Genomic DNA, 21,254 nt, shown 5'->3' with positions numbered 1-21,254 from the left:
CTTTCGCCCCCACCTGCGCGCGCCCCATGGAGTATTTTGCCACCGCCCCCGCGGGCGGCCACGCCCGCCCCGCGGGGGGCCGGCGGGCAACCCCCCCGGGGCCCCCGCCGCATTGTCAGCGGTAGCCGATAGCCTGCGGGAACAGATGACCGAGCGGCGGAGGGGGGCCCATTCATGCGGGTGTTGGGTGTGGACCCGGGGCTGACCCGGTGCGGTGTCGGAGTCGTCGAGGGAGTCGCGGGCCGGCCGCTGACCATGGTCGGCGTCGGCGTCGTGCGCACCCCGTCCGACGCGGAGCTCGGCCACCGGCTCGTCGCCATCGAGCGGGGCATCGAGGAGTGGCTCGACGAGCACCGTCCCGAATTCGTCGCCGTGGAAAGGGTGTTCGCCCAGCACAACGTCCGTACGGTGATGGGCACCGCCCAGGCCAGCGCGGTCGCCATGCTCTGCGCGTCCCGTCGCGGTATCCCGGTCGCCCTGCACACCCCCAGCGAGGTCAAGGCCGCCGTCACCGGCTCGGGGCGCGCCGACAAGGCACAGGTCGGCGCCATGGTGACCCGGCTCCTGCGGCTCGACGCGCCGCCCCGACCGGCCGACGCCGCCGACGCCCTCGCCCTCGCCATCTGCCACATCTGGCGCGCACCCGCGCAGAACCGTCTGCAGCAGGCCGTCGCCGCCCACCGCACGCTGAAAGGCCGTACCGCATGATCGCCTTCGTCTCCGGCCCGGTGGCCGCCCTCGCTCCGACCGCGGCCGTGATCGAGGTCGGCGGGATCGGGATGGCCGTCCAGTGCGCCCCCGGCACACTGGCGGGCCTGCGGATCGGCCAGGAGGCCAAGCTGGCCACCTCCCTCGTCGTCCGGGAGGACTCGCTCACCCTCTACGGCTTCGCCGACGACGACGAGCGGCAGGTCTTCGAGCTCCTCCAGACCGCCAGCGGCGTCGGGCCCCGGCTCGCCCAGGCGATGCTCGCCACCCACAGCCCGGACGCCCTGCGCATCGCCGTCGCCACCGGCGACGAGAAGGCACTCATGGCCGTCTCCGGCATCGGCAAGAAGGGCGCCCAGAAGCTCCTCCTGGAGCTCAGGGACCGGCTCGGCGAGCCGGTCGGGGCGCACATCGGGCAGCAGGGCATCGGCACCGCGGTCAGCTCCTCCTGGCGCGACCAGCTGCAGGCCGCCCTGATCGGCCTCGGCTACGCGACACGCGAGGCCGACGAGGCGGTGACCGCCGTGGCACCGCAGGCCGAGGCCGCGATCGCCGGCGGCGCACAGCCGCCCGTGCCGCAGCTGCTGCGCGCCGCCCTGCAGACCCTCAACCGCGCACGCTGACCGCAGGGGCACGACGCCCCGTACGCCGGCCGGAGCACCGCACGGCCCGGCACCGAAACACCCGAGGCGGGACTGACGAGATGAACTGGGACGACACCGGAGCCGACACGGGCGACCTCGCTGACGAGCTGCTGGAGGACCGGCTGGTCGCCGCCGGCGCCGACGGCGAGGACACGGCCGTCGAGGCCGCCCTGCGCCCGAAGGACCTCCACGAGTTCGTCGGCCAGGAGAAGGTGCGCGAACAGCTCGACCTGGTGCTCAAGGCGGCGCGGGCCCGTGGCGCCACGGCCGACCACGTCCTGCTCTCCGGCGCCCCCGGCCTCGGCAAGACCACCCTCTCCATGATCATCGCGGCCGAGATGAACGCGCCGATCAGGATCACCTCCGGCCCGGCCATCCAGCACGCCGGAGACCTCGCCGCGATCCTCTCCTCCCTCCAGGAGGGCGAGGTCCTCTTCCTCGACGAGATCCACCGCATGTCACGGCCCGCCGAGGAAATGCTCTACATGGCCATGGAGGACTTCCGCGTCGACGTGATCGTCGGCAAGGGTCCCGGCGCCACGGCCATCCCGCTGGAACTGCCGCCGTTCACCCTGGTCGGCGCCACCACCAGGGCCGGGCTCCTGCCGCCCCCGCTGCGCGACCGCTTCGGCTTCACCGGACACATGGAGTTCTACGCCCCCACCGAGCTGGAGCGTGTCATCCACCGCTCCGCCGGCCTCCTGGACGTGGCCATAGACACCGAGGGTGCCGCCGAGATCGCCGGGCGTTCCCGCGGCACGCCCCGTATCGCCAACCGGCTGCTGCGCCGCGTCCGGGACTACGCCCAGGTCAAGGCCGAGGGACGGATCGACCGGGACATCGCCGCCGCCGCCCTGCGGGTGTACGAGGTCGACGCCCGCGGGCTGGACCGCCTGGACCGCGCGGTGCTGGGCGCCCTGCTGAAGCTCTTCGGCGGCGGCCCCGTCGGCCTGTCCACCCTCGCGGTGGCGGTGGGGGAGGAGCGCGAGACGGTCGAGGAGGTCGCCGAGCCCTTCCTCGTACGGGAAGGACTGCTCGCCAGGACACCGCGCGGCCGGGTCGCCACACCCGCGGCCTGGGCGCACCTCGGCCTCGTACCGCCGCAGCACGGCGCAAAGGGACAACAGGGCCTGTTCGGGGCGTGACGCGTCACAGGTTGGCGTCGAGGGGAACCACGGTGCCATGCTGGGCGTTGTTCCAATGATGCGGACTCGCTTAGACTCCGCCGATGCCGCCCGTACAGGTCGGTGTACCCACCCCCGTAGACCAGGCCGCATGTCAGCGCGGTCGTGCGAAGGAAGTTCCGTCCCGTGAGTCTCGTGACCCTCCTCCCCTTCATCGTGCTCATCGGGGCCATGTTCCTGATGACCCGGTCCGCCAAGAAGAAGCAGCAGGCGGCTGCGCAGATGCGCAACGACATGCAGCCGGGCACCGGCGTCCGCACGATCGGGGGCATGTACGCCACCGTCAAGGAGATTCAGGAAGACACGGTTCTCCTCGAGATCGCGCCCGGCGTCCACGCCGTCTATGCCAAGAACTCCATCGGCGCCGTCCTGGACGACGCGGAGTACAACCGCATCGTCCACGGTGACGACGAGGACCTGAAGGTCGACGGCGCGCTCGTGCCCGACGACGCCTCCTCGCTCACCGCCGGCGAGGCCGCGGACAAGGACGACGACACGGCCGTCGCGAAGATCGACCTGGGCAAGAAGGCCGAGGGCGACGCCGAGCCGAAGGACGCCGAGGCCAAGGACGCCAAGGCCGACGGCGAGAGCGACGCCAAGTAGTTCCACGATCCATGAGACGCCGGACACCCGTAGGGGTCCGGCGTCTCATGGGCCGTGAGGTCCTCTGCGGGGGCGGGTCCCCACTACACTTCATGGCCGCTCGGGCGTGTACCCGGCGCGGGGCGGTTGGACAGGGAGAAGCAAAAAGGTGGCAGCACCGAAGAAGGGCCGGGGATCTTCCGGTGGACAGAGCAAGCCGGGCCGTGCCCTGGCTCTGATCCTCATTGCCATGGTCGCGCTCACCGGCGGGATGTTCCTGTCCGGTCACACCACGCCCCGGCTTGGTATCGACCTGGCCGGCGGCACGTCGATCACCCTCAAGGCGAAGAGCCAGCCCGGCAAGCCCGAGGCGATCAACGAGACCAACATGAACACCGCGGTCAGCATCATCGAACGCCGTGTCAATGGTCTGGGTGTCTCCGAGGCCGAGGTTCAGACCCAGGGCACGTCCAACATCATCGTCAACATCCCCAAGGGGACGAACTCGAAGCAGGCGCGGGAACAGGTCGGTACGACCGCTCAGCTCTACTTCCGGCCCGTCCTCACCGTCACCGGCGGCACGCCCACGCCCACCGGTTCCGCGAGTCCCTCCGCGAGCGGTTCCGGGGAGCCGAGCGCCACGCCCAGCGCGAAGGCGAGCAGCCCGGACACCGCGTCCGACGGGGACGGCACGCCTTCGGCGAGCGCCACCACCCAGGGCCGCGCGGTCACCGGCGCCCTGAAGAAGGACGCGACGCCCACCCCCAGCGGTTCCGGAGCGGCGGAAACCCCCGCGGCAACCGCGACGCCCGACGCGGCCACCGCCGCGCTGGAGAAGAAGTTCACCGCGCTGGACTGCACCGACCCGGCCGCCCGTGCCAAGGCCGGCGACGGCGTCAAGCCCGAGGACCCCACGGTCGCGTGCAGCTCCGAAGGTGACGCCAAGTACCTCCTCGGCCCGGCCGAGGTCTCCGGTACGGACGTCGACGACGCCAAGGCGCAGTTCGACCAGCAGCGCGGCATCTGGCTCGTCTCGATGGAGTTCACCGACAAGGGCTCCAAGAAGTTCCAGACGATCACCAAGAAGCTGTCCGCGCAGCAGTCCCCGCAGAACCAGTTCGCGATCTCCCTCGACGGCGAGGTCGTCTCGGCGCCCCAGGTGAACGAGACCCTCAGCGGCAGCGCCGAGATCTCCGGCAGCTTCACGCAGCAGTCCGCCGAGGACCTGGCCAACGTCCTCTCCTACGGTGCGCTCCCGCTGTCCTTCAGCGAGGACACGGTCACCACCGTCACCGCCGCCCTCGGTGGCGAGCAGCTGGAGGCCGGCCTCATCGCCGGTGCCATCGGACTGGCCCTGGTCGTCATCTACCTGGTGGCCTACTACCGCGGCCTGGCGTTCATCGCGCTCCTGAGCCTCCTGGCCTCCGGCATCCTGACCTACACGATCATGGCGCTCCTCGGCCCGGCCATCGGCTTCGCGCTGAACCTGCCGGCCGTCTGCGGTGCCATCGTGGCGATCGGAATCACGGCGGACTCGTTCATCGTGTACTTCGAACGCATCCGGGACGAGATCCGCGAAGGCCGTACGCTCCGTCCGGCCGTCGAGCGCGCCTGGCCCAGGGCCCGGCGCACCATCCTCGTCTCCGACTTCGTGTCCTTCCTCGCCGCGGCCGTGCTCTTCCTCGTCACGGTCGGCAAGGTCCAGGGCTTCGCCTTCACGCTGGGTCTCACGACCCTGCTCGACGTGGTCGTGGTGTTCCTCTTCACCAAGCCCGTCATGACGCTGATGGCCCGTACGAAGTTCTTCGCGAGCGGCAACGCGTGGTCCGGTCTGGACCCCAAGCGGCTCGGTGCCAAGCCGCCGCTGCGCCGCACGCGCCGTGTCAACGCCCCCACCGACCACCCGAAGGAGGCGTGAGATGTCGCGACTCGGCAATCTCGGCGCCCGGCTCTACCGAGGCGAGGTCGGCTACGACTTCATCGGCAAGCGCAAGATCTGGTACGGCGTCTCGATCCTGATCACGATCACCGCCATCCTCGGCGTGGTGGTCAGCGGCCTGAACATGGGCATCGAGTTCAAGGGCGGCGCGGTCTTCACGACCGACACCAAGGCCAAGATCTCGGTCTCGCAGGCCCACGAGGTGGCGGCCGAGGCCTCCGGCCACGAGGCGATCGTCCAGGAGCTCGGCAACGGCGGGCTCCGGATCCAGATCACCGAGGTCGACACGGCCAAGGCGGACCAGATCAAGACCGAGCTCTCCGACGAGCTCGGCATCCCCGAGGCGAAGATCAACGCGGACCTGGTCGGCCCCAGCTGGGGTGAGCAGATCGCCAACAAGGCCTGGACGGGCCTCGGTATCTTCATGATCCTCGTGGTGATCTACCTGGCCATCGCCTTCGAATGGCGCATGGCCGTCGCGGCCCTCATCGCGCTGATCCACGACATCACCATCACGGTCGGTGTCTACGCGCTCGTCGGCTTCGAGGTCACCCCGGGTACCGTGATCGGTCTGCTGACGATCCTCGGTTACTCCCTCTACGACACGGTCGTCGTCTTCGACAGCCTCAAGGAGGGCTCGAAGGGGATCACCAAGCAGACCCGTTGGACGTACAGCGAGATCGCCAACCGCTCCATCAACAGCACGCTGGTGCGCTCCATCAACACCACCGTCGTGGCGCTGCTGCCGGTCGCGGGTCTGCTCTTCATCGGTGGCGGTGTGCTCGGTGCGGGCATGCTCAACGACATCTCGCTGTCGCTCTTCGTCGGCCTCGCGGCCGGCGCGTACTCCTCGATCTTCATCGCCACGCCGCTGGTCGCCGACCTCAAGGAACGCGAGCCGCAGATAAAGGCACTGAAGAAGCGGATCCTCGCCAAGCGGGCCGCCGCGGCCGCCAAGGGCGAGCCCGTCGAGGACGAACGCGACGACCGTGCGCGGGACTTCACCGAGGACGCCGAGACCGCCGGGGCCGTCGTCGGTCAGCCCCGGCAGCCCAGGGGCCACGGCCGGACTCCGGGGAACCGCCGATGACCAGCACCACCGAATCCACCCGGGAGCTCCTGCTCAGCCGCATCCGCGACGTGCCGGACTACCCGAAGCCCGGGGTGCTGTTCAAGGACATCACCCCGCTCCTCGCGGACCCGGTGGCCTTCACCGCGCTCACGGACTCCCTCGCGGAGCTGTGCGTGCGGCACGGAGCCACCAAGATCGTCGGTCTCGAGGCCCGCGGCTTCATCCTGGCGGCGCCCGTCGCCGTCCGGGCCGGGCTCGGCTTCGTACCCGTCCGCAAGGCCGGGAAGCTGCCCGGGGCGACGCTCGGTCAGGCCTACGAGCTGGAGTACGGCACGGCGGAGATCGAGATCCACGCCGAGGACCTGTCCGCCGACGACCGGATCATGGTCATCGACGACGTCCTGGCCACCGGCGGGACCGCGGAGGCCTCGCTGGAGCTGATCCGGCGGGCCGGTGCCCAGGTCGCGGGGGTATCGGTCCTCATGGAGCTCGGCTTCCTCGCGGGCCGCGCCAGGCTCGAGGCAGCGCTGCGGGGCGCCCCGCTGGAGGCTCTGATCACCCTCTGACCTGCGCCGCGCCGTACCAGCGGCAGCGTAAGGACACACAGGACGGGCACCCGGGAACATCCGGGTGCCCGTCCCGTGTTGTCGGGGGTTCACCCGTCCCCGGGCGAGGACCGACCGGGGGATCGATACCATGGGCTTTCCGGGTAGCCCGGATCCGTACGAGGAGCGCACTTGCCAGACGAGGCCCAGCCAGTCGCCGCCCCGCAGCCCGACAAGCCCGCTGCGGACCCCGTCACGCCCGAGAAGGCGCAGCCCGCACGGGCGGGCGGGACCGGGGCCCACGAGCCCGGGGACGGCCCGGCCCAGGCTCCGGCCTCCGCCTCCGAGTCACCGGCCGCGTCCGGGCCCGCGAAGCCCACGCCCCCTCCAGGGGCCACCCCGACGCCCCCTCCCGGGGCCACCCCCGCGCCCGGGTCCGCGCCCGCTCCTGATCCGGCTCCCGCCGAGCCGACCCCGCCTCCCGGGACGAAGCCGGCATCCGGCACCGCGGTGAGCCCCGCGCCGCCCACACCGCCCGAGGCCGCGAAGCCCCCGGTGCCCGCCGTGAAGCCCCCGGCCAGGCCCGCCGCCACCCCGCCGGCCCCGCCCACCCGTACCGGCGGCTCCTCCAACCGCGTCCGGGCCCGCCTCGCCCGGCTCGGCGTGCAGCGCTCCAGCCCCTACAACCCGGTCCTCGAACCCCTCCTGCGTACGGTCCGCAGCAACGACCCCAAGATCGAGACCGCCACACTGCGGCAGATCGAGAGGGCCTACCAGGTCGCGGAGCGCTGGCACCGCGGGCAGAAGCGCAAGAGCGGCGACCCCTACATCACCCATCCGCTCGCCGTCACGACGATCCTCGCCGAGCTCGGCATGGACCCCGCGACGCTGATGGCCGGACTGCTGCACGACACGGTCGAGGACACCGAGTACGGCCTGGACACGCTCCGCAAGGACTTCGGCGACCAGGTGGCGCTGTTGGTCGACGGGGTCACCAAGCTCGACAAGGTCAAGTTCGGCGAGGCCGCCCAGGCCGAGACCGTCCGCAAGATGGTCGTCGCCATGGCCAAGGACCCCCGGGTCCTGGTCATCAAGCTCGCCGACCGGCTGCACAACATGCGCACCATGCGCTACCTCAAGCGGGAGAAGCAGGAGAAGAAGGCCCGCGAGACCCTGGAGATCTACGCGCCCCTGGCCCACCGCCTGGGCATGAACACCATCAAGTGGGAGCTGGAGGACCTCGCCTTCGCGATCCTCTACCCCAAGATGTACGACGAGATCGTCCGCCTCGTCGCCGAGCGTGCGCCCAAGCGCGACGAATACCTCGCCATAGTGACCGACGAGGTCCAGTCCGACCTGCGCGCCGCCCGCATCAAGGCCACCGTCACCGGCCGGCCGAAGCACTACTACAGCGTGTACCAGAAGATGATCGTGCGGGGCCGGGACTTCGCCGAGATCTACGACCTGGTGGGCATCCGGGTCCTCGTCGACACCGTCCGCGACTGCTACGCGGCGCTCGGGACCGTGCACGCCCGGTGGAACCCGGTGCCGGGGCGGTTCAAGGACTACATCGCGATGCCCAAGTTCAACATGTACCAGTCCCTGCACACCACGGTGATCGGCCCCAGCGGCAAGCCCGTCGAACTACAGATCCGTACGTTCGACATGCACCGCCGCGCCGAGTACGGCATCGCCGCGCACTGGAAGTACAAGCAGGAGCCCTCCGCCGGTGCCTCCAAGGTGCGCACCGACGTACCCAAGAACACCGGCCGCGGCCAGGACACCGTCAACGACATGGCGTGGCTGCGCCAGCTCCTGGACTGGCAGAAGGAGACCGAGGACCCCAGCGAGTTCCTGGAGTCCCTGCGCTTCGACCTCTCGCGCAACGAGGTCTTCGTCTTCACACCCAAGGGCGACGTGATAGCGCTGCCCGCCGGTGCGACGCCGGTCGACTTCGCGTACGCCGTCCACACGGAGGTCGGCCACCGGACGATAGGAGCGCGGGTCAACGGGCGGCTCGTACCGCTGGAGTCGACGCTCGACAACGGTGACCTGGTGGAGGTCTTCACCTCGAAGGCGGCCGGTGCCGGGCCCTCCCGGGACTGGCTCCAGTTCGTCAAGTCGCCCCGGGCGCGCAACAAGATCCGGGCCTGGTTCTCCAAGGAACGCCGCGACGAGGCGATCGAGCAGGGCAAGGACGCCATCGCGCGTGCCATGCGCAAGCAGAACCTGCCGATCCAGCGGATCCTCACCGGCGACTCCCTGGTCACCCTCGCCCACGAGATGCGCTACCCCGACATCTCGTCGCTGTACGCGGCGATCGGCGAGGGGCACGTCGCCGCGGCGGGCGTCGTCCAGAAGCTCGTCCAGGCACTCGGTGGCGAGGACGCGGCCAACGAGGACCTGGCGGAGAGCTCGCCGCCCTCGCACGGACGCAACAAGCGCCGCGCCAAGGCGGATCCGGGTGTGGTCGTCAAGGGCGTCGAGGACGTGTGGGTCAAACTGGCCCGCTGCTGCACGCCCGTCCCCGGCGACCCGATCATCGGATTCGTCACCCGGGGCAGCGGCGTCTCCGTCCACCGCGCGGACTGCGTCAACGTCGACTCGCTCTCGCAGCAGCCGGAGCGGATCCTCGATGTCGAGTGGGCGCCCACCCAGTCGTCGGTCTTCCTCGTCGCCATCCAGGTCGAGGCACTCGACCGCTCGCGGCTGCTCTCCGACGTCACCCGGGTCCTGTCCGACCAGCACGTGAACATCCTGTCGGCGGCCGTGCAGACGTCCCGCGACCGGGTGGCCACCTCGCGCTTCACCTTCGAGATGGGGGACCCCAAGCACCTGGGGCACGTCCTGAAGGCCGTACGCGGCGTGGAGGGCGTCTACGACGTCTACCGGGTCACCTCGGCCCGCCGGCCGTAGGACGGTCCGGCAGCCGCCGACGACGGGAATCCTGTCGGTCACGGAGATCCCGTCGGCCACGACCCCGGCGGATCCGGCGGTCCTCACGCCTCATCGCCGCCGTCCGCACGGCAACGGCGCGGCGCGGACACGGGAGAGGGGCTTCCCCGCGAGGTACGCGGGAAAGCCCCTCGGGGGAGTCGGCACGCGCGTCAGCCGCCGAACTCCTCCAGGCCCTTCAGCGCCTGGTCCAGCAGCGCCTGGCGGCCCTCCAGCTCACGCGACAGCTTGTCGGCCCTGGAGTTGTTGCCCGACGCGCGTGCCGTGTCGATCTGCTTGCGCAGCTTGTCCACGGCCGCCTGGAGCTGGCCGGTCAGACCCTCGGCGCGGGCCCGCGCCTCCGGGTTCGTCCGGCGCCACTCGGACTCCTCGGCCTCCTGGAGCGCCCGCTCCACCGCCTGCATCCGGCCCTCGACCTTCGGGCGGGCGTCACGCGGCACGTGGCCGATGGCCTCCCAGCGCTCGTTGACGGCGCGGAACGCGGCCCGGGCCGCCTTCAGATCCGTCACCGGAACCAGCTTCTCGGCCTCGACCGCGAGCTCCTCCTTCAGTTTGAGGTTCTCGCCCTGCTCGGCGTCACGCTCGGCGAAGACACCGCTGCGGGCCGCGAAGAACACGTCCTGGGCGCCGCGGAAGCGGTTCCACAGGTCGTCCTCGGACTCGCGCTGGGCCCGGCCCGCCGCCTTCCACTCGGTCATCAGGTCGCGGTAACGGGCAGCGGTCGTACCCCAGTCCGTCGACCCGGAGAGGGACTCGGCCTCGGCGACCAGCTTCTCCTTGACCTTGCGGGCGTCCTCGCGCTGCGCGTCCAGCGAGGCGAAGTGGGCCTTGCGGCGCTTGGAGAAGGCGGAACGGGCGTGCGAGAAGCGGTGCCACAGCTCGTCGTCCGACTTACGGTCGAGGCGCGGCAGCCCCTTCCACGTGTCGACGAGCGCCCGCAGACGCTCACCCGCGGAACGCCACTGCTCGCTCTGCGCCAGCTCCTCCGCCTCGACGACGAGCGCCTCCTTGGCCTGACGGGCCTCGTCGGTCTGCTTCGCCTTCTGGGCCTTGCGCTCCTCGCGACGGGAGTCGACCGTCGCGACGAGCGCGTCCAGCCGCCTGCCGAGCGCGGCGAGGTCGCCGACGGCGTGGTGCTCGTCGACCTGCTGACGGAGGTGCTCGATCGCCGCCGTCGCGTCCTTGGCGGACAGATCGGTGGTCTTCACCCGCCGTTCGAGGAGGCCGATCTCGACCACCAGGCCCTCGTACTTGCGCTCGAAATAGGCCAGAGCCTCATCGGGCGAACCGGCCTGCCACGATCCGACGACCTGCTCACCCTCGGCCGTACGCACGTACACGGTGCCCGTCTCATCGACACGGCCCCACGGGTCGCTGCTCACAGCGCCTCCTCCACCTGATGCCGGAGGGGTTCACCCCCCGTGCATCGTCCACAGTTTCCTGGGGCGGGCAGCGCCCGCCCTGCACAACGCCAATCTAGGCGACCGGCCACCCGGCTGTCCGCACTCCGCGCGGCCGAAATTCTCCGGTCCGCGCCGGGTGCCCGGGGCGGACCGGCCGCCCGGCCGGTCAGGCCTTGTCGACCGTCGCCTTCTCGACCGTGACGGCCTTCTTCGGAGCGCCGTCGGCCGCCCCACCGGTGACGCCCGCCGCGGCGATCTTCTCGACGGCCTTCAGACCGGCGTCGTCCATGGTGCCGAACGGCGTGTAGCTGGGCGGCAGTTTGGTGTCCTTGTAGACCAGGAAGAACTGGCTGCCGCCCGTTCCCGGCTGGCCGGTGTTCGCCATCGCGACCGTGCCCGCCTTGTACGTCACCGCGCCGTCGTCGCCCGCCTTGCCCAGCGACGTCAGGTTCTCGTCCGGGATCGTGTAGCCCGGACCGCCCGTGCCGTCACCCTTGGGGTCACCGCACTGCAGGACGAAGATCCCCTCCGTGGTCAGGCGGTGACACTTCGTACCGTCGAAGTACCCCTTGTCCGCGAGGGCCTTGAACGAATTCGTGGTGTGCGGGGTCTTCGCCGCATCCATCGCGATCGCTATGGCGCCCTGGTCGGTCTTCATCGACAGCGAGTACTTCGCCTTCTTGTCGATCTTCATCGCGGGCTCGGGCACCGCGCTCTCGCTGGCGGACGGGGACGCCGACGGGCTCGCCGCGGCGTCCGCCTTCTCCTTCGTGTCGTCGCCGTCGAGGGAGACGAACGCGCCCGCGCCGATGACCGCCACCACGGCCACCGAGGACGCGATGATCACCGTGAGGCGCCTGGTCTTGCGGCGCCCCTCCTCCCGACGCTGCTGCTGCCGCTCGAACTTCTCCCGGGCGAGCTGCCGCCGCCGCTGATCGCTGCTGACCACCGGTTGGTCTCCTTGTACGTCGTGTGATCGGGCCTGGGTTGCCCCGTACGGTATATGGGTTAGCTGTGGAATGAGGAGCGCCGGTAGGCTCTGATCTGCCGCAACCGTCTCCGCGGCCCTCCCCGTCGGACGAACACTAAGGACGATCGTGCTCATTGCCGGGTTCCCCGCCGGGGCCTGGGGGACCAATTGCTACCTGGTCGCCCCCGCCGCAGGCGAGGAGTGCGTGATCATCGACCCGGGCCACCAGGCCGCCCAGGGCGTCGAGGAAACGCTGAAGAAGCATCGGCTCAAGCCCGTCGCCGTCGTGCTCACCCACGGCCACATCGACCATGTCGCCTCGGTCGTCCCCGTGTGCGGCGCCCATGACGTCCCCGCCTGGATCCACCCCCGGGACCGGTACATGATGAGCGACCCGGAGAGGGCCCTCGGCCGTTCCATCGGGATGCCGCTCATGGGGGAACTCACCGTGGGCGAGCCGGCCGACGTCGAGGAGCTGACCGACGGCGCCCTGCTGAAGCTGGCGGGCCTGGAGTTCGGCGTCTCGCACGCACCCGGCCATACCAAGGGGTCGGTGACGTTCAGGATGCCCGAGGCCGCGGATGTTCCGCAGGTTCTCTTCTCGGGCGATCTGCTCTTCGCCGGCTCCGTCGGACGCACCGACCTGCCCGGCGGCGACCACGCCGAGCTGCTCGAGTCGCTGGCCCGCGTGTGCCTGCCGCTCGACGACTCGACCGTGGTGCTGTCCGGCCACGGCCCCCAGACGACCATCGGCCGCGAGCGCGCCTCCAACCCGTATCTGCACGGCATGGACGCGCCCCGCCGAGGAATGTGACGAGAGAAACTCCTGTGAGTACCTTCCAGGCCCCCAAGGGCACGTACGACCTGATCCCGCCGCGCTCCGCGAAGTTCCTCGCGGTCCGCGCCGCGATCTCCGAACCCCTGAAGAACTCCGGCTACGGCTACATCGAGACGCCCGGCTTCGAGGACGTCGCCCTGTTCGCACGCGGCGTCGGTGAGTCCACCGACATCGTGTCCAAGGAGATGTACGCCTTCGAGACCAAGGGCGGCGACAAGCTCGCGCTGCGCCCGGAGGGCACCGCCTCCGTACTGCGCGCGGCGCTGGAGGCCAACCTGCACAAGGCCGGCAACCTCCCGGTCAAGCTCTGGTACTCCGGCTCGTACTACCGCTACGAGCGTCCGCAGGCGGGCCGTTACCGCCACTTCTCGCAGGTCGGCGCCGAGGCCATCGGCACCGAGGACCCGGCACTGGACGCCGAGCTGATCATCCTGGCCGACCAGGCGTACCGCTCGCTCGGCCTCACGCAGTTCCGCATCCTGCTGAACTCGCTGGGCGACAAGGAGTGCCGTCCCGTCTACCGGGAGGCGCTCCAAACCTTCCTGCGCGACCTCGAACTGGACGAGGAGACCCGCCGTCGCGTCGAGATCAACCCGCTCCGGGTGCTCGACGACAAGCGGGCCGACGTCCGGAAGCAGCTCGTCGGGGCACCCCTGCTGCGCGACTACCTCTGCGACGCCTGCAAGGCGTACCACGAGGAGGTCCGCGACCTGCTGACGGCGGCGGGCGTGGTGTACGAGGACGACGAGAAGCTGGTCCGCGGCCTCGACTACTACACGCGCACGACCTTCGAGTTCGTGCACGACGGCCTCGGCTCCCAGTCCGCGGTGGGCGGCGGCGGCCGCTACGACGGACTGTCCGAGATGATCGGCGGCCCCGCGCTGCCGTCCGTCGGCTGGGCACTCGGCGTGGACCGCACGGTGCTCGCGCTGGAGGCGGAGGGCGTCGAGCTCGACATCCCCGCCACCACCAGCGTGTACGCGGTCCCGCTCGGCGACGAGGCGCGACGCGTGCTCTTCGGCCTGGTCACCGAGCTGCGCAGGGCCGGCGTCGCCACCGACTTCGCCTTCGGCGGCCGTGGCCTCAAGGGTGCGATGAAGAGCGCGAACCGCTCCGGTGCCCGCTTCACGATCGTGGCCGGCGAGCGTGACCTCGCCGAGGGCACGGTCCAGCTCAAGGACATGGAGTCCGGTGAGCAGCAGGCGGTCGCGCTCGACGAGCTCGTGGCCGTGGTACGGGCCAGGACGGCCTGACCCCGCGCCCGTTCCGCATGGTGCCCGCCCGGTCCGCCCGGGCGGGCACCACGCGTTCCGCGCCCGGCGACCGGCCGCGGGACCCCGCCCGGCGGGCCCTGCGACCTGCCCGTTCATGGCGACGCGCGCGGTTCCGGGCCGACGCGCGTGGCTGCTCCTGGTCACCATGACGGCGGTTCCCGGTCAACGTGACGGCAGCGCATTCATCCTGCCGGACGACCCCGATACGGGAACGCCGCCGGCGGCCCGCGCCGGCGGGGCCCACCCCGGGCGCCGGTCGCATGGCCCCGCCGCGGCCGGAGCGGCTCCACCGCTCTCCGCGACGCCCCTCCACCCGGGGCGGCCCCTACCAGGTGCCGCGAGCACCCGCACAGGCCGGAACCGCAGGTCGGGGCCGTCCGGCGCGGGCCGTGTCGCCGCACCGCGCACACGCGGACCGGCCCCCACCGCACCTTCCGCACCGGCTGTGCGCCTCCCGCCTACCCCCGCGCGACGGGCCTTCCTCCTGCACACATTTATGTTCATCGAACGGCTGACCGAGCTGGCTGTGCGGCACAATGACCCTGCCCGGCTGGCCACTCAGTGATGGAACGGCGATATGACGACTGCAGCGGTAGATCACCCCTCCTCCGACCAGGACGAGGACGGCGGGAAGAGGACCATCGGCGGCAGTCGCGCGTTCGCACTGCTGCTGGTGATCACCGGAGCGGCCGGACTGCTCGCCGCCTGGGTGATCACGATCGACAAGTTCAAGCTGCTCGAGGACCCGAGCTTCACCCCGGGCTGCAGCCTGAACCCGGTGGTCGCGTGCGGCAACATCATGAAGAGCGAGCAGGCGTCCGCCTTCGGCTTCCCCAACCCGATGCTCGGCATCGCCACCTACTCGGTGGTCATCGGCATCGGCACGGCCCTCCTCGCGGGTGCCCGCTTCCGCACCTGGTACTGGATCGGTCTCAACGCGGGCACCCTGTTCGGAGTCGGCTTCTGCACCTGGCTCCAGTACCAGTCGCTGTACAACATCAACTCGCTCTGCCTGTGGTGCTGCCTGGCCTGGGTCGCCACGATCTTCATGTTCTGCTACGTCACCACGCACAACATCAAGCACCGCGTCCTGCCCGCGCCCGCCTGGCTGCGGAACGGGCTCACCGAATTCCACTGGGTGCCGCCCGTCCTGTGGATCGGCATCATCGGCATGCTGATCCTGACCCGCTGGTGGGACTTCTGGACCAGCTGACCGCTCCGTGGTCCCCGGCGCTCCCGGCGGCGTTGTCGGCGGGGTGGCATAGGCTTCCAGCGTGGAGCCCGACCTCTTTACCGCAGCAGCCGAAGACCGCCAGGAGAAGGATCCGTCCAGCAGCCCCCTCGCTGTCCGGATGCGCCCCCGTACGCTGGACGAGGTCGTCGGCCAGCAGCATCTGCTGAAGCCGGGCTCGCCCCTGCGACGACTCGTCGGCGAGGGGAGCGGCGGCCCCGCGGGCCCCTCCTCGGTGATCCTCTGGGGGCCGCCGGGCACCGGGAAGACGACCCTGGCGTACGTGGTCAGCAAGGCCACCAACAAGCGCTTCGTCGAGCTCTCCGCGATCACCGCCGGCGTCAAGGAGGTCCGGGCCGTCATCGAGGGCGCGCGCCGCGCCACCGGCGGCTTCGGCAAGGAGACCGTCCTCTTCCTCGACGAGATCCACCGCTTCTCCAAGGCCCAGCAGGACTCCCTGCTCCCCGCCGTCGAGAACCGCTGGGTGACCCTGATCGCGGCCACCACGGAGAATCCGTACTTCTCGATCATCTCCCCGCTGCTGTCCCGCTCCCTGCTCCTCACCCTGGAACCCCTCACCGACGAGGACCTGCGCGCACTGCTGCGCCGGGCGCTGACCGACGAGCGGGGACTGGGCGGCGCCGTGACCCTGTCCGAGGACGCCGAGGCGCATCTACTGCGGATCGCGGGCGGCGACGCCCGGCGCGCGCTGACGGCGCTGGAGGCGGCGGCCGGAGCGGCGCTGGCCAAGCACGACGCGGAGATCACGCTCACGACGGTCGAGGAGACCGTCGACCGCGCGGCGGTGAAGTACGACCGTGACGGCGACCAGCACTACGACGTGGCGAGTGCCCTGATCAAGTCCATCCGCGGGTCGGACGTGGACGCGGCCCTGCACTACCTGGCCCGGATGATCGAGGCGGGGGAGGACCCGCGCTTCATCGCCCGGCGGCTGATGATCTCCGCCAGCGAGGACATCGGTCTCGCCGATCCGACGGCGCTGCCCACCGCGGTGGCAGCGGCCCAGGCCGTCGCGATGATCGGCTTCCCGGAGGCGGCCCTCACGCTCAGCCACGCCACCATCGCGCTGGCCCTCGCCCCCAAGTCCAACGCGGCGACACTGGCGATCTCCGCCGCGCAGGACGACGTGCGCAGGGGTCTCGCGGGCCCGGTCCCGGCCCACCTGCGCGACGGCCACTACAAGGGCGCCGCCAAGCTGGGCCACGCCCAGGGCTACATCTACCCGCACGACGTGCCCGGCGGGATCGCCGCCCAGGAGTACGCCCCGGACGCCGTCCGCGGCCGGCGCTACTACGAACCCACGCGGTACGGGGCGGAGGCGCGGTACGCGGACGTGGCGGACCGGGTCCGCGAGCGCCTCGGCCGTGGCGGACCGGGCGGTACGACACCGTCGTGACCGGCGGTGCTCAGCAGGACGCCGCTTCGAAGAGCGTGTGCACGGCGCGCCGCAGCCCGCCGATGTCGCGTACGGGACCGGGGAACTCGAAGCGGGCGTCGAAGCAGTCCCCGCCGCTCTCCACGAACCGCACCCGCAGCCCGAAGCGGTCGAGCGCGACCGGTACGGCGGCGGGCCGGTGCGCGCCACAGGTGCACCCGTCCTCCTAGGACCGGTCCCCGAGCAGGGCGGACAGCGTCGCCATCTCCTCGCTGTGGGCGGCGTGCAGATGCTGGAGCAGTTCCGCCTCATGGACGACGAGCGGATCGGCGGCGGCGTCCCGGAAGGCCTCCGGCCCGACCTCCTCCGACCCCCACAGGTCGTCGACCGACGCCTCCCCGATCTCCAGCCTGAGCACCGCCCGGCCCGGCTCCGCCCGGCCCGGCTCCGCCCGGCCGGGGACGGAGGTCAGCCGGCCGGCGATCCGCGCACGGCCCCGGATCCGGTGCGGGACGGAGACCGGTGCCACATCGGTGAGGTCCAGCACAGCGGTCGGTCCGTCGCCCCGGCCGTGCGTCGCGGCCCGCACGACCGGCGAACCGGCGGGGAATTCGAGGAGGAGATCCCCCTCGGGGGTGACGCTCCGGCTGTCGGGCATCAGCTGGTCCGGGTGGATCACTACCAGCCCCGGTACGAGCAGCACGGCGGAGCAGGTACTCTGTACGAGAGTTCGTGTGCGCTCGGCTGCTGACGGCAACCGAGTGTTTTCAAGCCCGCTGGGACGCGGCTGACCACGATCAGATCGGCCTTCCGTCGTAGCAGCACCTTCAGGTGTGCTGCCGCTGTCTGTGCTGTCCGTGACGTGAGTGGTGTTCCCAGGGCGAGACATGCGATCTCCTTGAGTAAGGTAAGCCTAACCTAACCCACAACGGAGGTCTGGAGAACGTGCCTAACCAGTCGCGTCCCAAGGTCAAGAAGTCGCGTGCCCTCGGCATCGCCCTGACGCCGAAGGCTGTCAAGTACTTCGAAGCCCGTCCGTACCCGCCGGGCGAGCACGGCCGCGGCCGCAAGCAGAACTCGGACTACAAGGTCCGTCTGCTGGAGAAGCAGCGTCTGCGTGCGCAGTACGACATCAGCGAGCGCCAGATGGCGCGCGCCTACGACCGCGCCAAGAAGGCCGAAGGCAAGACGGGCGAGGCGCTCGTCGTCGAGCTCGAGCGCCGTCTCGACGCCCTGGTCCTGCGTTCGGGCATCGCCCGCACCATCTACCAGGCCCGCCAGATGGTCGTCCACGGCCACATCGAGGTCAACGGTGGCAAGGTCGACAAGCCGTCCTTCCGCGTGCGCCCCGACGACGTCGTGCAGGTCCGCGAGCGCAGCCGCACCAAGGTCCCCTTCCAGGTGGCCCGCGAGGGTGGTTACGACACCGACGGTGAGACCCCGCGCTACCTCCAGGTGAACCTGAAGGCCCTGGCCTTCCGCCTGGACCGTGACCCGAACCGCAAGGAAATCCCGGTCATCTGCGACGAGCAGCTCGTCGTCGAGTACTACGCCCGCTGATCCAGGCGTAGCTACTGTCCGAGCTCGGGCCCGCCCCTCTCTGTTGTCCGGGAGGCGGCGGGCCTTCGCGTGTCCCCAGGAGCGTCCCCCCGGGGCGCCGCGCCCGGCGCGCGCAGGGCCCGTGCCACCGCGCCCTTCATGTCCAGCCGGCCGCCGGTTCGCCGCTCCGCCTCGTACCGCACGTCGCCGAGTTCCGCCCGGGCCCGCTCCTCGCACCGGGCCCGCGGCCTGCCGTAATGGGCCGAACCGAACAGCGGCAGCCCCACCGAGGGCCAGATCCGCTCCGCGGCCCCCTGCAGCACCGCGGCCTCCGCCGCGTCGCCGTCGGTCACGGTGACCAGGGCCAGCAGCTCCAGCGAGAGCACCGTGCCGAGCAGATCGTGGAAGGTGTGCGCGATCGAAAGGCTCTCGCCGAGCATCTGCCGCGCCCGCCCGCCCTCCCCGCGCTCCAGCGCCGCGTAGGCCAGGACGTACAACGCGTAGGCCAGGGCCCACCGTTCACCGTGGTCCTCGCAGATCTCACGGACCTCTTCGCAGATCTCCGCCGCCCCGTCCACATCCCCCCGGAACGCCACGGCCATCGCCAGCTCGACCTGGGCCATCAGCACATTGCTGTTCAGCTCGCCGATCTCCCGGTAGCGCCCCAGGGCCTCGCGCAGCAACTCCTCGGCGCGGGCCGGATCGTCCGTGACGATGGCGAGACAGCCCCTGCGGTGCACCGCGTACGCCACGGCCGCCGCGTCCCCCGAACGCTCGCCCTCCTCCCGGCACTCCTGAAGGGCGGACACCGCGGCGACCGGATCCCCCTGCAGCACGGCGACGTAGCCGAGCACCCACAGGGCCTTCAGCCGCGACGGATCGTACGGGGACTCCTCCTCCAGGACGAGGTCGAGCCAGTGACGGCCTTCCGCGAGCCGGCCGCAGCCCGCCCAGTAGAACCAGAGCGTGCCCGCCAGGTACTGCGCGAGATGCACCTCGTCGGGACTCTCCATCGAGCACTCCATCGCCTGGCGCAGATTGGGCAGCTCGCAGTCGACACGGGCCGCCGCCTCGGCCTGCCTCGGGCTGAACCAGTCCAGCTCGCACCAGGTCGCCAGCCCCAGGAACCAGTCCCGGTGCCTGCGGCGCAGCCGTTCGGTGTCCCCGGTCGCCCCCAGCCACTCGGCGCCGTACTCCCGCACGGTGTCCAGCAGGCGGTAGCGGCTGCCGGCGAGGGAGTCCTCCCGCAGCACGACGGACTGCGCGAGCAGTTCGTCGAGCACGTCGAGCACCGAGTCGGCGGGAAGACCGGCGCCGCCGCAGACGTACTCCACGGCCTCCAGGTCGAACTGGCCGGCGAACACCGAGAGCCGTGCCCAGAGCAGCCGTTGCTCAGGGGCGCACAGCTCGTGGCTCCAGCCGATGGCCGTACGCAGGGTCTGGTGGCGGGGCAGCGCACTGCGGCTGCCCCCGGTCAGCAGCCGGAACCGGTCGTCGAGACGGTGCAGCACCTGGTCCATGGACAGGGCCCGCAGCCGCCCGGCGGCCAGTTCCAGGGCGAGCGGGATGCCGTCGAGGCGCCGGCACAGCTCCGCGGCGGTCTCCCTGTTGGCGTCCGTCAGCCGGAACCCGGGCTGCACGGCGCGGGCCCGCAGGGCGAAGAGCTCCAAGGCGTCGCCGTCCGCCATCGGCCTCAGCGCAAAGGTGAGTTCCCCGTCGACCTTCAGCGGACGACGCCCGGCGGTGAGCACGCGCACCCGCGGGGCCCGGCGCAGCAACTCCCGTACGAGCTCGGCGCACGCGTCGGTCAGATGCTCGAATCCATCGATCACGAACAGGAGCCGGCGGGGGCCGCAGTGCTCCAGCAGTGTGGCGCGGGTCGGCCTGCTGGTGTGGTCGGTGAGCCCCAGCGCGTCGACCAACGCGTGTTCGAGGAGGCCGGGATCGTGGAGGGACGACAGCTCGGCGAGCCACACCCCGTCGCAGTACCGTTTCTCCATGAGTGCCGCGATCCTGGTGGCGAAACGGGTCTTGCCGACGCCCGCCACCCCGGCCACCGTGACCAGCCTGGACTCGCCCAGAAGCCGCTCGACCTCGGCGAGTTCGTCCTCGCGGCCCACGAAGGTGTTCAGCTCGGCCGGGAGGTTCCCGTGGACGGGGGAGGGCGCGTCCTTCGCCACGGAGGGCACGTCCCTCCCGTCGCCCGGCGCGTGCTCGGCGTCCCCCGCCGCGGGCTCCACGTTGGCGCGCGGGGGCTCCGCGTCGTCGGGGGTGGGGGAGGGGCGCTGAGGGCGTCGCATGAAACACGCAGAGTACTGGCACATAAGCTCTCCGTACAATCTCCCCGCCTCCGGGGTCGCCCCGTCCGCCCGTAATGCGGTACGGGGCCTGACGCCCGGCGCGATAGGGTCGAGGGACGACGATCGGCTGTGGTGGCAGCGCACCGGCCGGTCCGAGAAGGCAGAGACCGAGCCCCGGCAGGGGCGAGCGACGAGCAGAGAGCGGTGCACTGTGTCCGGTGGAGAGGTGGCCGGCATCCTGGTGGCGGTCTTCTGGGCGATCCTGGTTTCCTTCCTCGCCGTGGTGCTGGTGAGGCTGGCCCAGACGCTCAGGGCGACCACCGCGCTGGTGGCGGACGTGACCGAGCAGGCCGTACCACTGCTCGCCGACGCCTCCGCGACCCTGCGCTCCGCGCAGACCCAGCTCGACAAGGTCGACGCCATCGCGAGCGACGTCCAGGAGGTCACCTCCAACGCCTCCGCGCTCTCCACCACCGTCGCGTCGACGTTCGGCGGGCCGCTGGTGAAGGTCGCCGCGTTCGGTTACGGCGTACGCCAGGCGCTCGGCCGCCGGACCGCTCCCGAACCGGAGCCGGCCCCCCGTACCTCCCGCCGTACCGTGATCGTCGGCCGTACCGTGCCGTCCGCCCGCAGGAAGCGGAACGGCCGAAGTTCCCGCGGACAGAAGGACTGAC

General features: G+C 71.1%; 17 protein-coding genes and 1 pseudogene. 14 read left to right on the top strand and 4 right to left on the bottom strand.

Annotated features, from left to right (window positions below; all coding sequences use genetic code 11):
• Positions 1-174: 174 nt before the first annotated feature.
• From ruvC to ACFWVP_RS26025, 8 genes are all read left to right on the top strand, one after another.
• A complete protein-coding gene (ruvC, locus tag ACFWVP_RS26060) occupies positions 175-708 on the top strand; it encodes a crossover junction endodeoxyribonuclease RuvC (protein WP_384500189.1) in 534 nt (177 codons plus the stop codon).
• Positions 705-1,331: a Holliday junction branch migration protein RuvA gene (ruvA, locus tag ACFWVP_RS26055; protein ID WP_384500187.1), complete on the top strand. Its 627-nt coding sequence runs from the start codon at positions 705-707 to the stop codon at positions 1,329-1,331. Before ruvC ends, ruvA begins: the two co-directional genes overlap by 4 nt.
• An 80-nt stretch (positions 1,332-1,411) precedes the next feature.
• On the top strand, positions 1,412-2,497 hold the full coding sequence (gene ruvB, locus ACFWVP_RS26050) for a Holliday junction branch migration DNA helicase RuvB (RefSeq protein WP_384500185.1): 1,086 nt from the start codon (positions 1,412-1,414) through the stop codon (positions 2,495-2,497).
• 165 nt (positions 2,498-2,662) lie between these two features.
• Positions 2,663-3,139, top strand: a complete 477-nt coding sequence (gene yajC, locus ACFWVP_RS26045) for a preprotein translocase subunit YajC (protein WP_384500183.1) — start codon at positions 2,663-2,665, stop codon at positions 3,137-3,139.
• Between the two features lie 148 nt (positions 3,140-3,287).
• Positions 3,288-5,036, top strand: coding sequence for a protein translocase subunit SecD (secD, locus tag ACFWVP_RS26040; protein WP_384500181.1), 1,749 nt, complete (start codon positions 3,288-3,290; stop codon positions 5,034-5,036).
• A gap of 1 nt (position 5,037) precedes the next feature.
• Positions 5,038-6,147: a protein translocase subunit SecF gene (gene secF, locus ACFWVP_RS26035; RefSeq protein ID WP_384500179.1), complete on the top strand. Its 1,110-nt coding sequence runs from the start codon at positions 5,038-5,040 to the stop codon at positions 6,145-6,147.
• Complete coding sequence (locus tag ACFWVP_RS26030; protein ID WP_384500177.1) at positions 6,144-6,695, top strand: adenine phosphoribosyltransferase; 552 nt, start codon at positions 6,144-6,146, stop codon at positions 6,693-6,695. Before secF ends, ACFWVP_RS26030 begins: the two co-directional genes overlap by 4 nt.
• A gap of 489 nt (positions 6,696-7,184) precedes the next feature.
• Positions 7,185-9,590, top strand: coding sequence for a RelA/SpoT family protein (locus ACFWVP_RS26025; protein WP_384500229.1), 2,406 nt, complete (start codon positions 7,185-7,187; stop codon positions 9,588-9,590).
• A 191-nt stretch (positions 9,591-9,781) separates the two neighbouring features.
• Here the strand turns inward: ACFWVP_RS26025 and ACFWVP_RS26020 are convergent, their stop codons facing one another.
• Together ACFWVP_RS26020 and ACFWVP_RS26015 are read right to left on the bottom strand one after the other, a co-directional pair.
• A complete protein-coding gene (locus ACFWVP_RS26020; protein WP_384500175.1) occupies positions 9,782-11,011 on the bottom strand; it encodes a DUF349 domain-containing protein in 1,230 nt (409 codons plus the stop codon).
• A 187-nt stretch (positions 11,012-11,198) separates the two neighbouring features.
• Positions 11,199-11,981, bottom strand: a complete 783-nt coding sequence (locus ACFWVP_RS26015) for a peptidylprolyl isomerase (RefSeq protein ID WP_384500173.1) — start codon at positions 11,979-11,981, stop codon at positions 11,199-11,201.
• Between the two features lie 148 nt (positions 11,982-12,129).
• On the opposite strand from ACFWVP_RS26015, the gene ACFWVP_RS26010 reads away from it, so the two are divergent.
• From ACFWVP_RS26010 to ACFWVP_RS25995, 4 genes are all read left to right on the top strand, one after another.
• A complete protein-coding gene (locus ACFWVP_RS26010) occupies positions 12,130-12,816 on the top strand; it encodes an MBL fold metallo-hydrolase (RefSeq protein ID WP_384500171.1) in 687 nt (228 codons plus the stop codon).
• Between the two features lie 14 nt (positions 12,817-12,830).
• Positions 12,831-14,093 carry a histidine--tRNA ligase gene (gene hisS, locus ACFWVP_RS26005; RefSeq protein WP_384500169.1) on the top strand — a complete coding sequence of 421 codons (1,263 nt, stop codon included), beginning with the start codon at positions 12,831-12,833 and terminating at the stop codon, positions 14,091-14,093.
• A gap of 598 nt (positions 14,094-14,691) precedes the next feature.
• Entirely contained in the window at positions 14,692-15,327 is a 636-nt protein-coding gene (locus tag ACFWVP_RS26000; protein WP_384500167.1) for a vitamin K epoxide reductase family protein, read from the top strand.
• Between the two features lie 61 nt (positions 15,328-15,388).
• Positions 15,389-16,762, top strand: coding sequence for a replication-associated recombination protein A (locus ACFWVP_RS25995; protein ID WP_384500165.1), 1,374 nt, complete (start codon positions 15,389-15,391; stop codon positions 16,760-16,762).
• 10 nt (positions 16,763-16,772) lie between these two features.
• Here ACFWVP_RS25995 and ACFWVP_RS25990 read toward each other — a convergent pair.
• A pseudogene (locus tag ACFWVP_RS25990) lies at positions 16,773-17,498 on the bottom strand (DUF2470 domain-containing protein).
• Positions 17,499-17,686: 188 nt separating this feature from the next.
• Here ACFWVP_RS25990 and rpsD point away from each other — a divergent pair.
• Positions 17,687-18,301, top strand: coding sequence for a 30S ribosomal protein S4 (rpsD, locus tag ACFWVP_RS25985; protein WP_015607373.1), 615 nt, complete (start codon positions 17,687-17,689; stop codon positions 18,299-18,301).
• A gap of 11 nt (positions 18,302-18,312) precedes the next feature.
• Here rpsD and ACFWVP_RS25980 read toward each other — a convergent pair whose 3' ends face one another.
• Entirely contained in the window at positions 18,313-20,580 is a 2,268-nt protein-coding gene (locus ACFWVP_RS25980; RefSeq protein ID WP_384500163.1) for an ATP-binding protein, read from the bottom strand.
• Between the two features lie 226 nt (positions 20,581-20,806).
• Between ACFWVP_RS25980 and ACFWVP_RS25975 the strand changes: the two genes are divergently transcribed.
• The gene (locus tag ACFWVP_RS25975) at positions 20,807-21,253 is read left to right on the top strand and encodes a DUF948 domain-containing protein (protein WP_384500228.1); all 447 of its coding nucleotides are present in this window, start codon (positions 20,807-20,809) and stop codon (positions 21,251-21,253) included.
• The last annotated feature ends 1 nt before the right edge of the window (position 21,254 follow it).

Origin of the sequence: Streptomyces sp. NPDC058637 (assembly GCF_042717325.1) — a bacterium.
In the GTDB taxonomy this organism is placed as follows: domain Bacteria; phylum Actinomycetota; class Actinomycetes; order Streptomycetales; family Streptomycetaceae; genus Streptomyces.
Note: the sequence above shows the minus strand (reverse complement) of the source record. Positions and strands in the feature narration are given on the sequence as shown.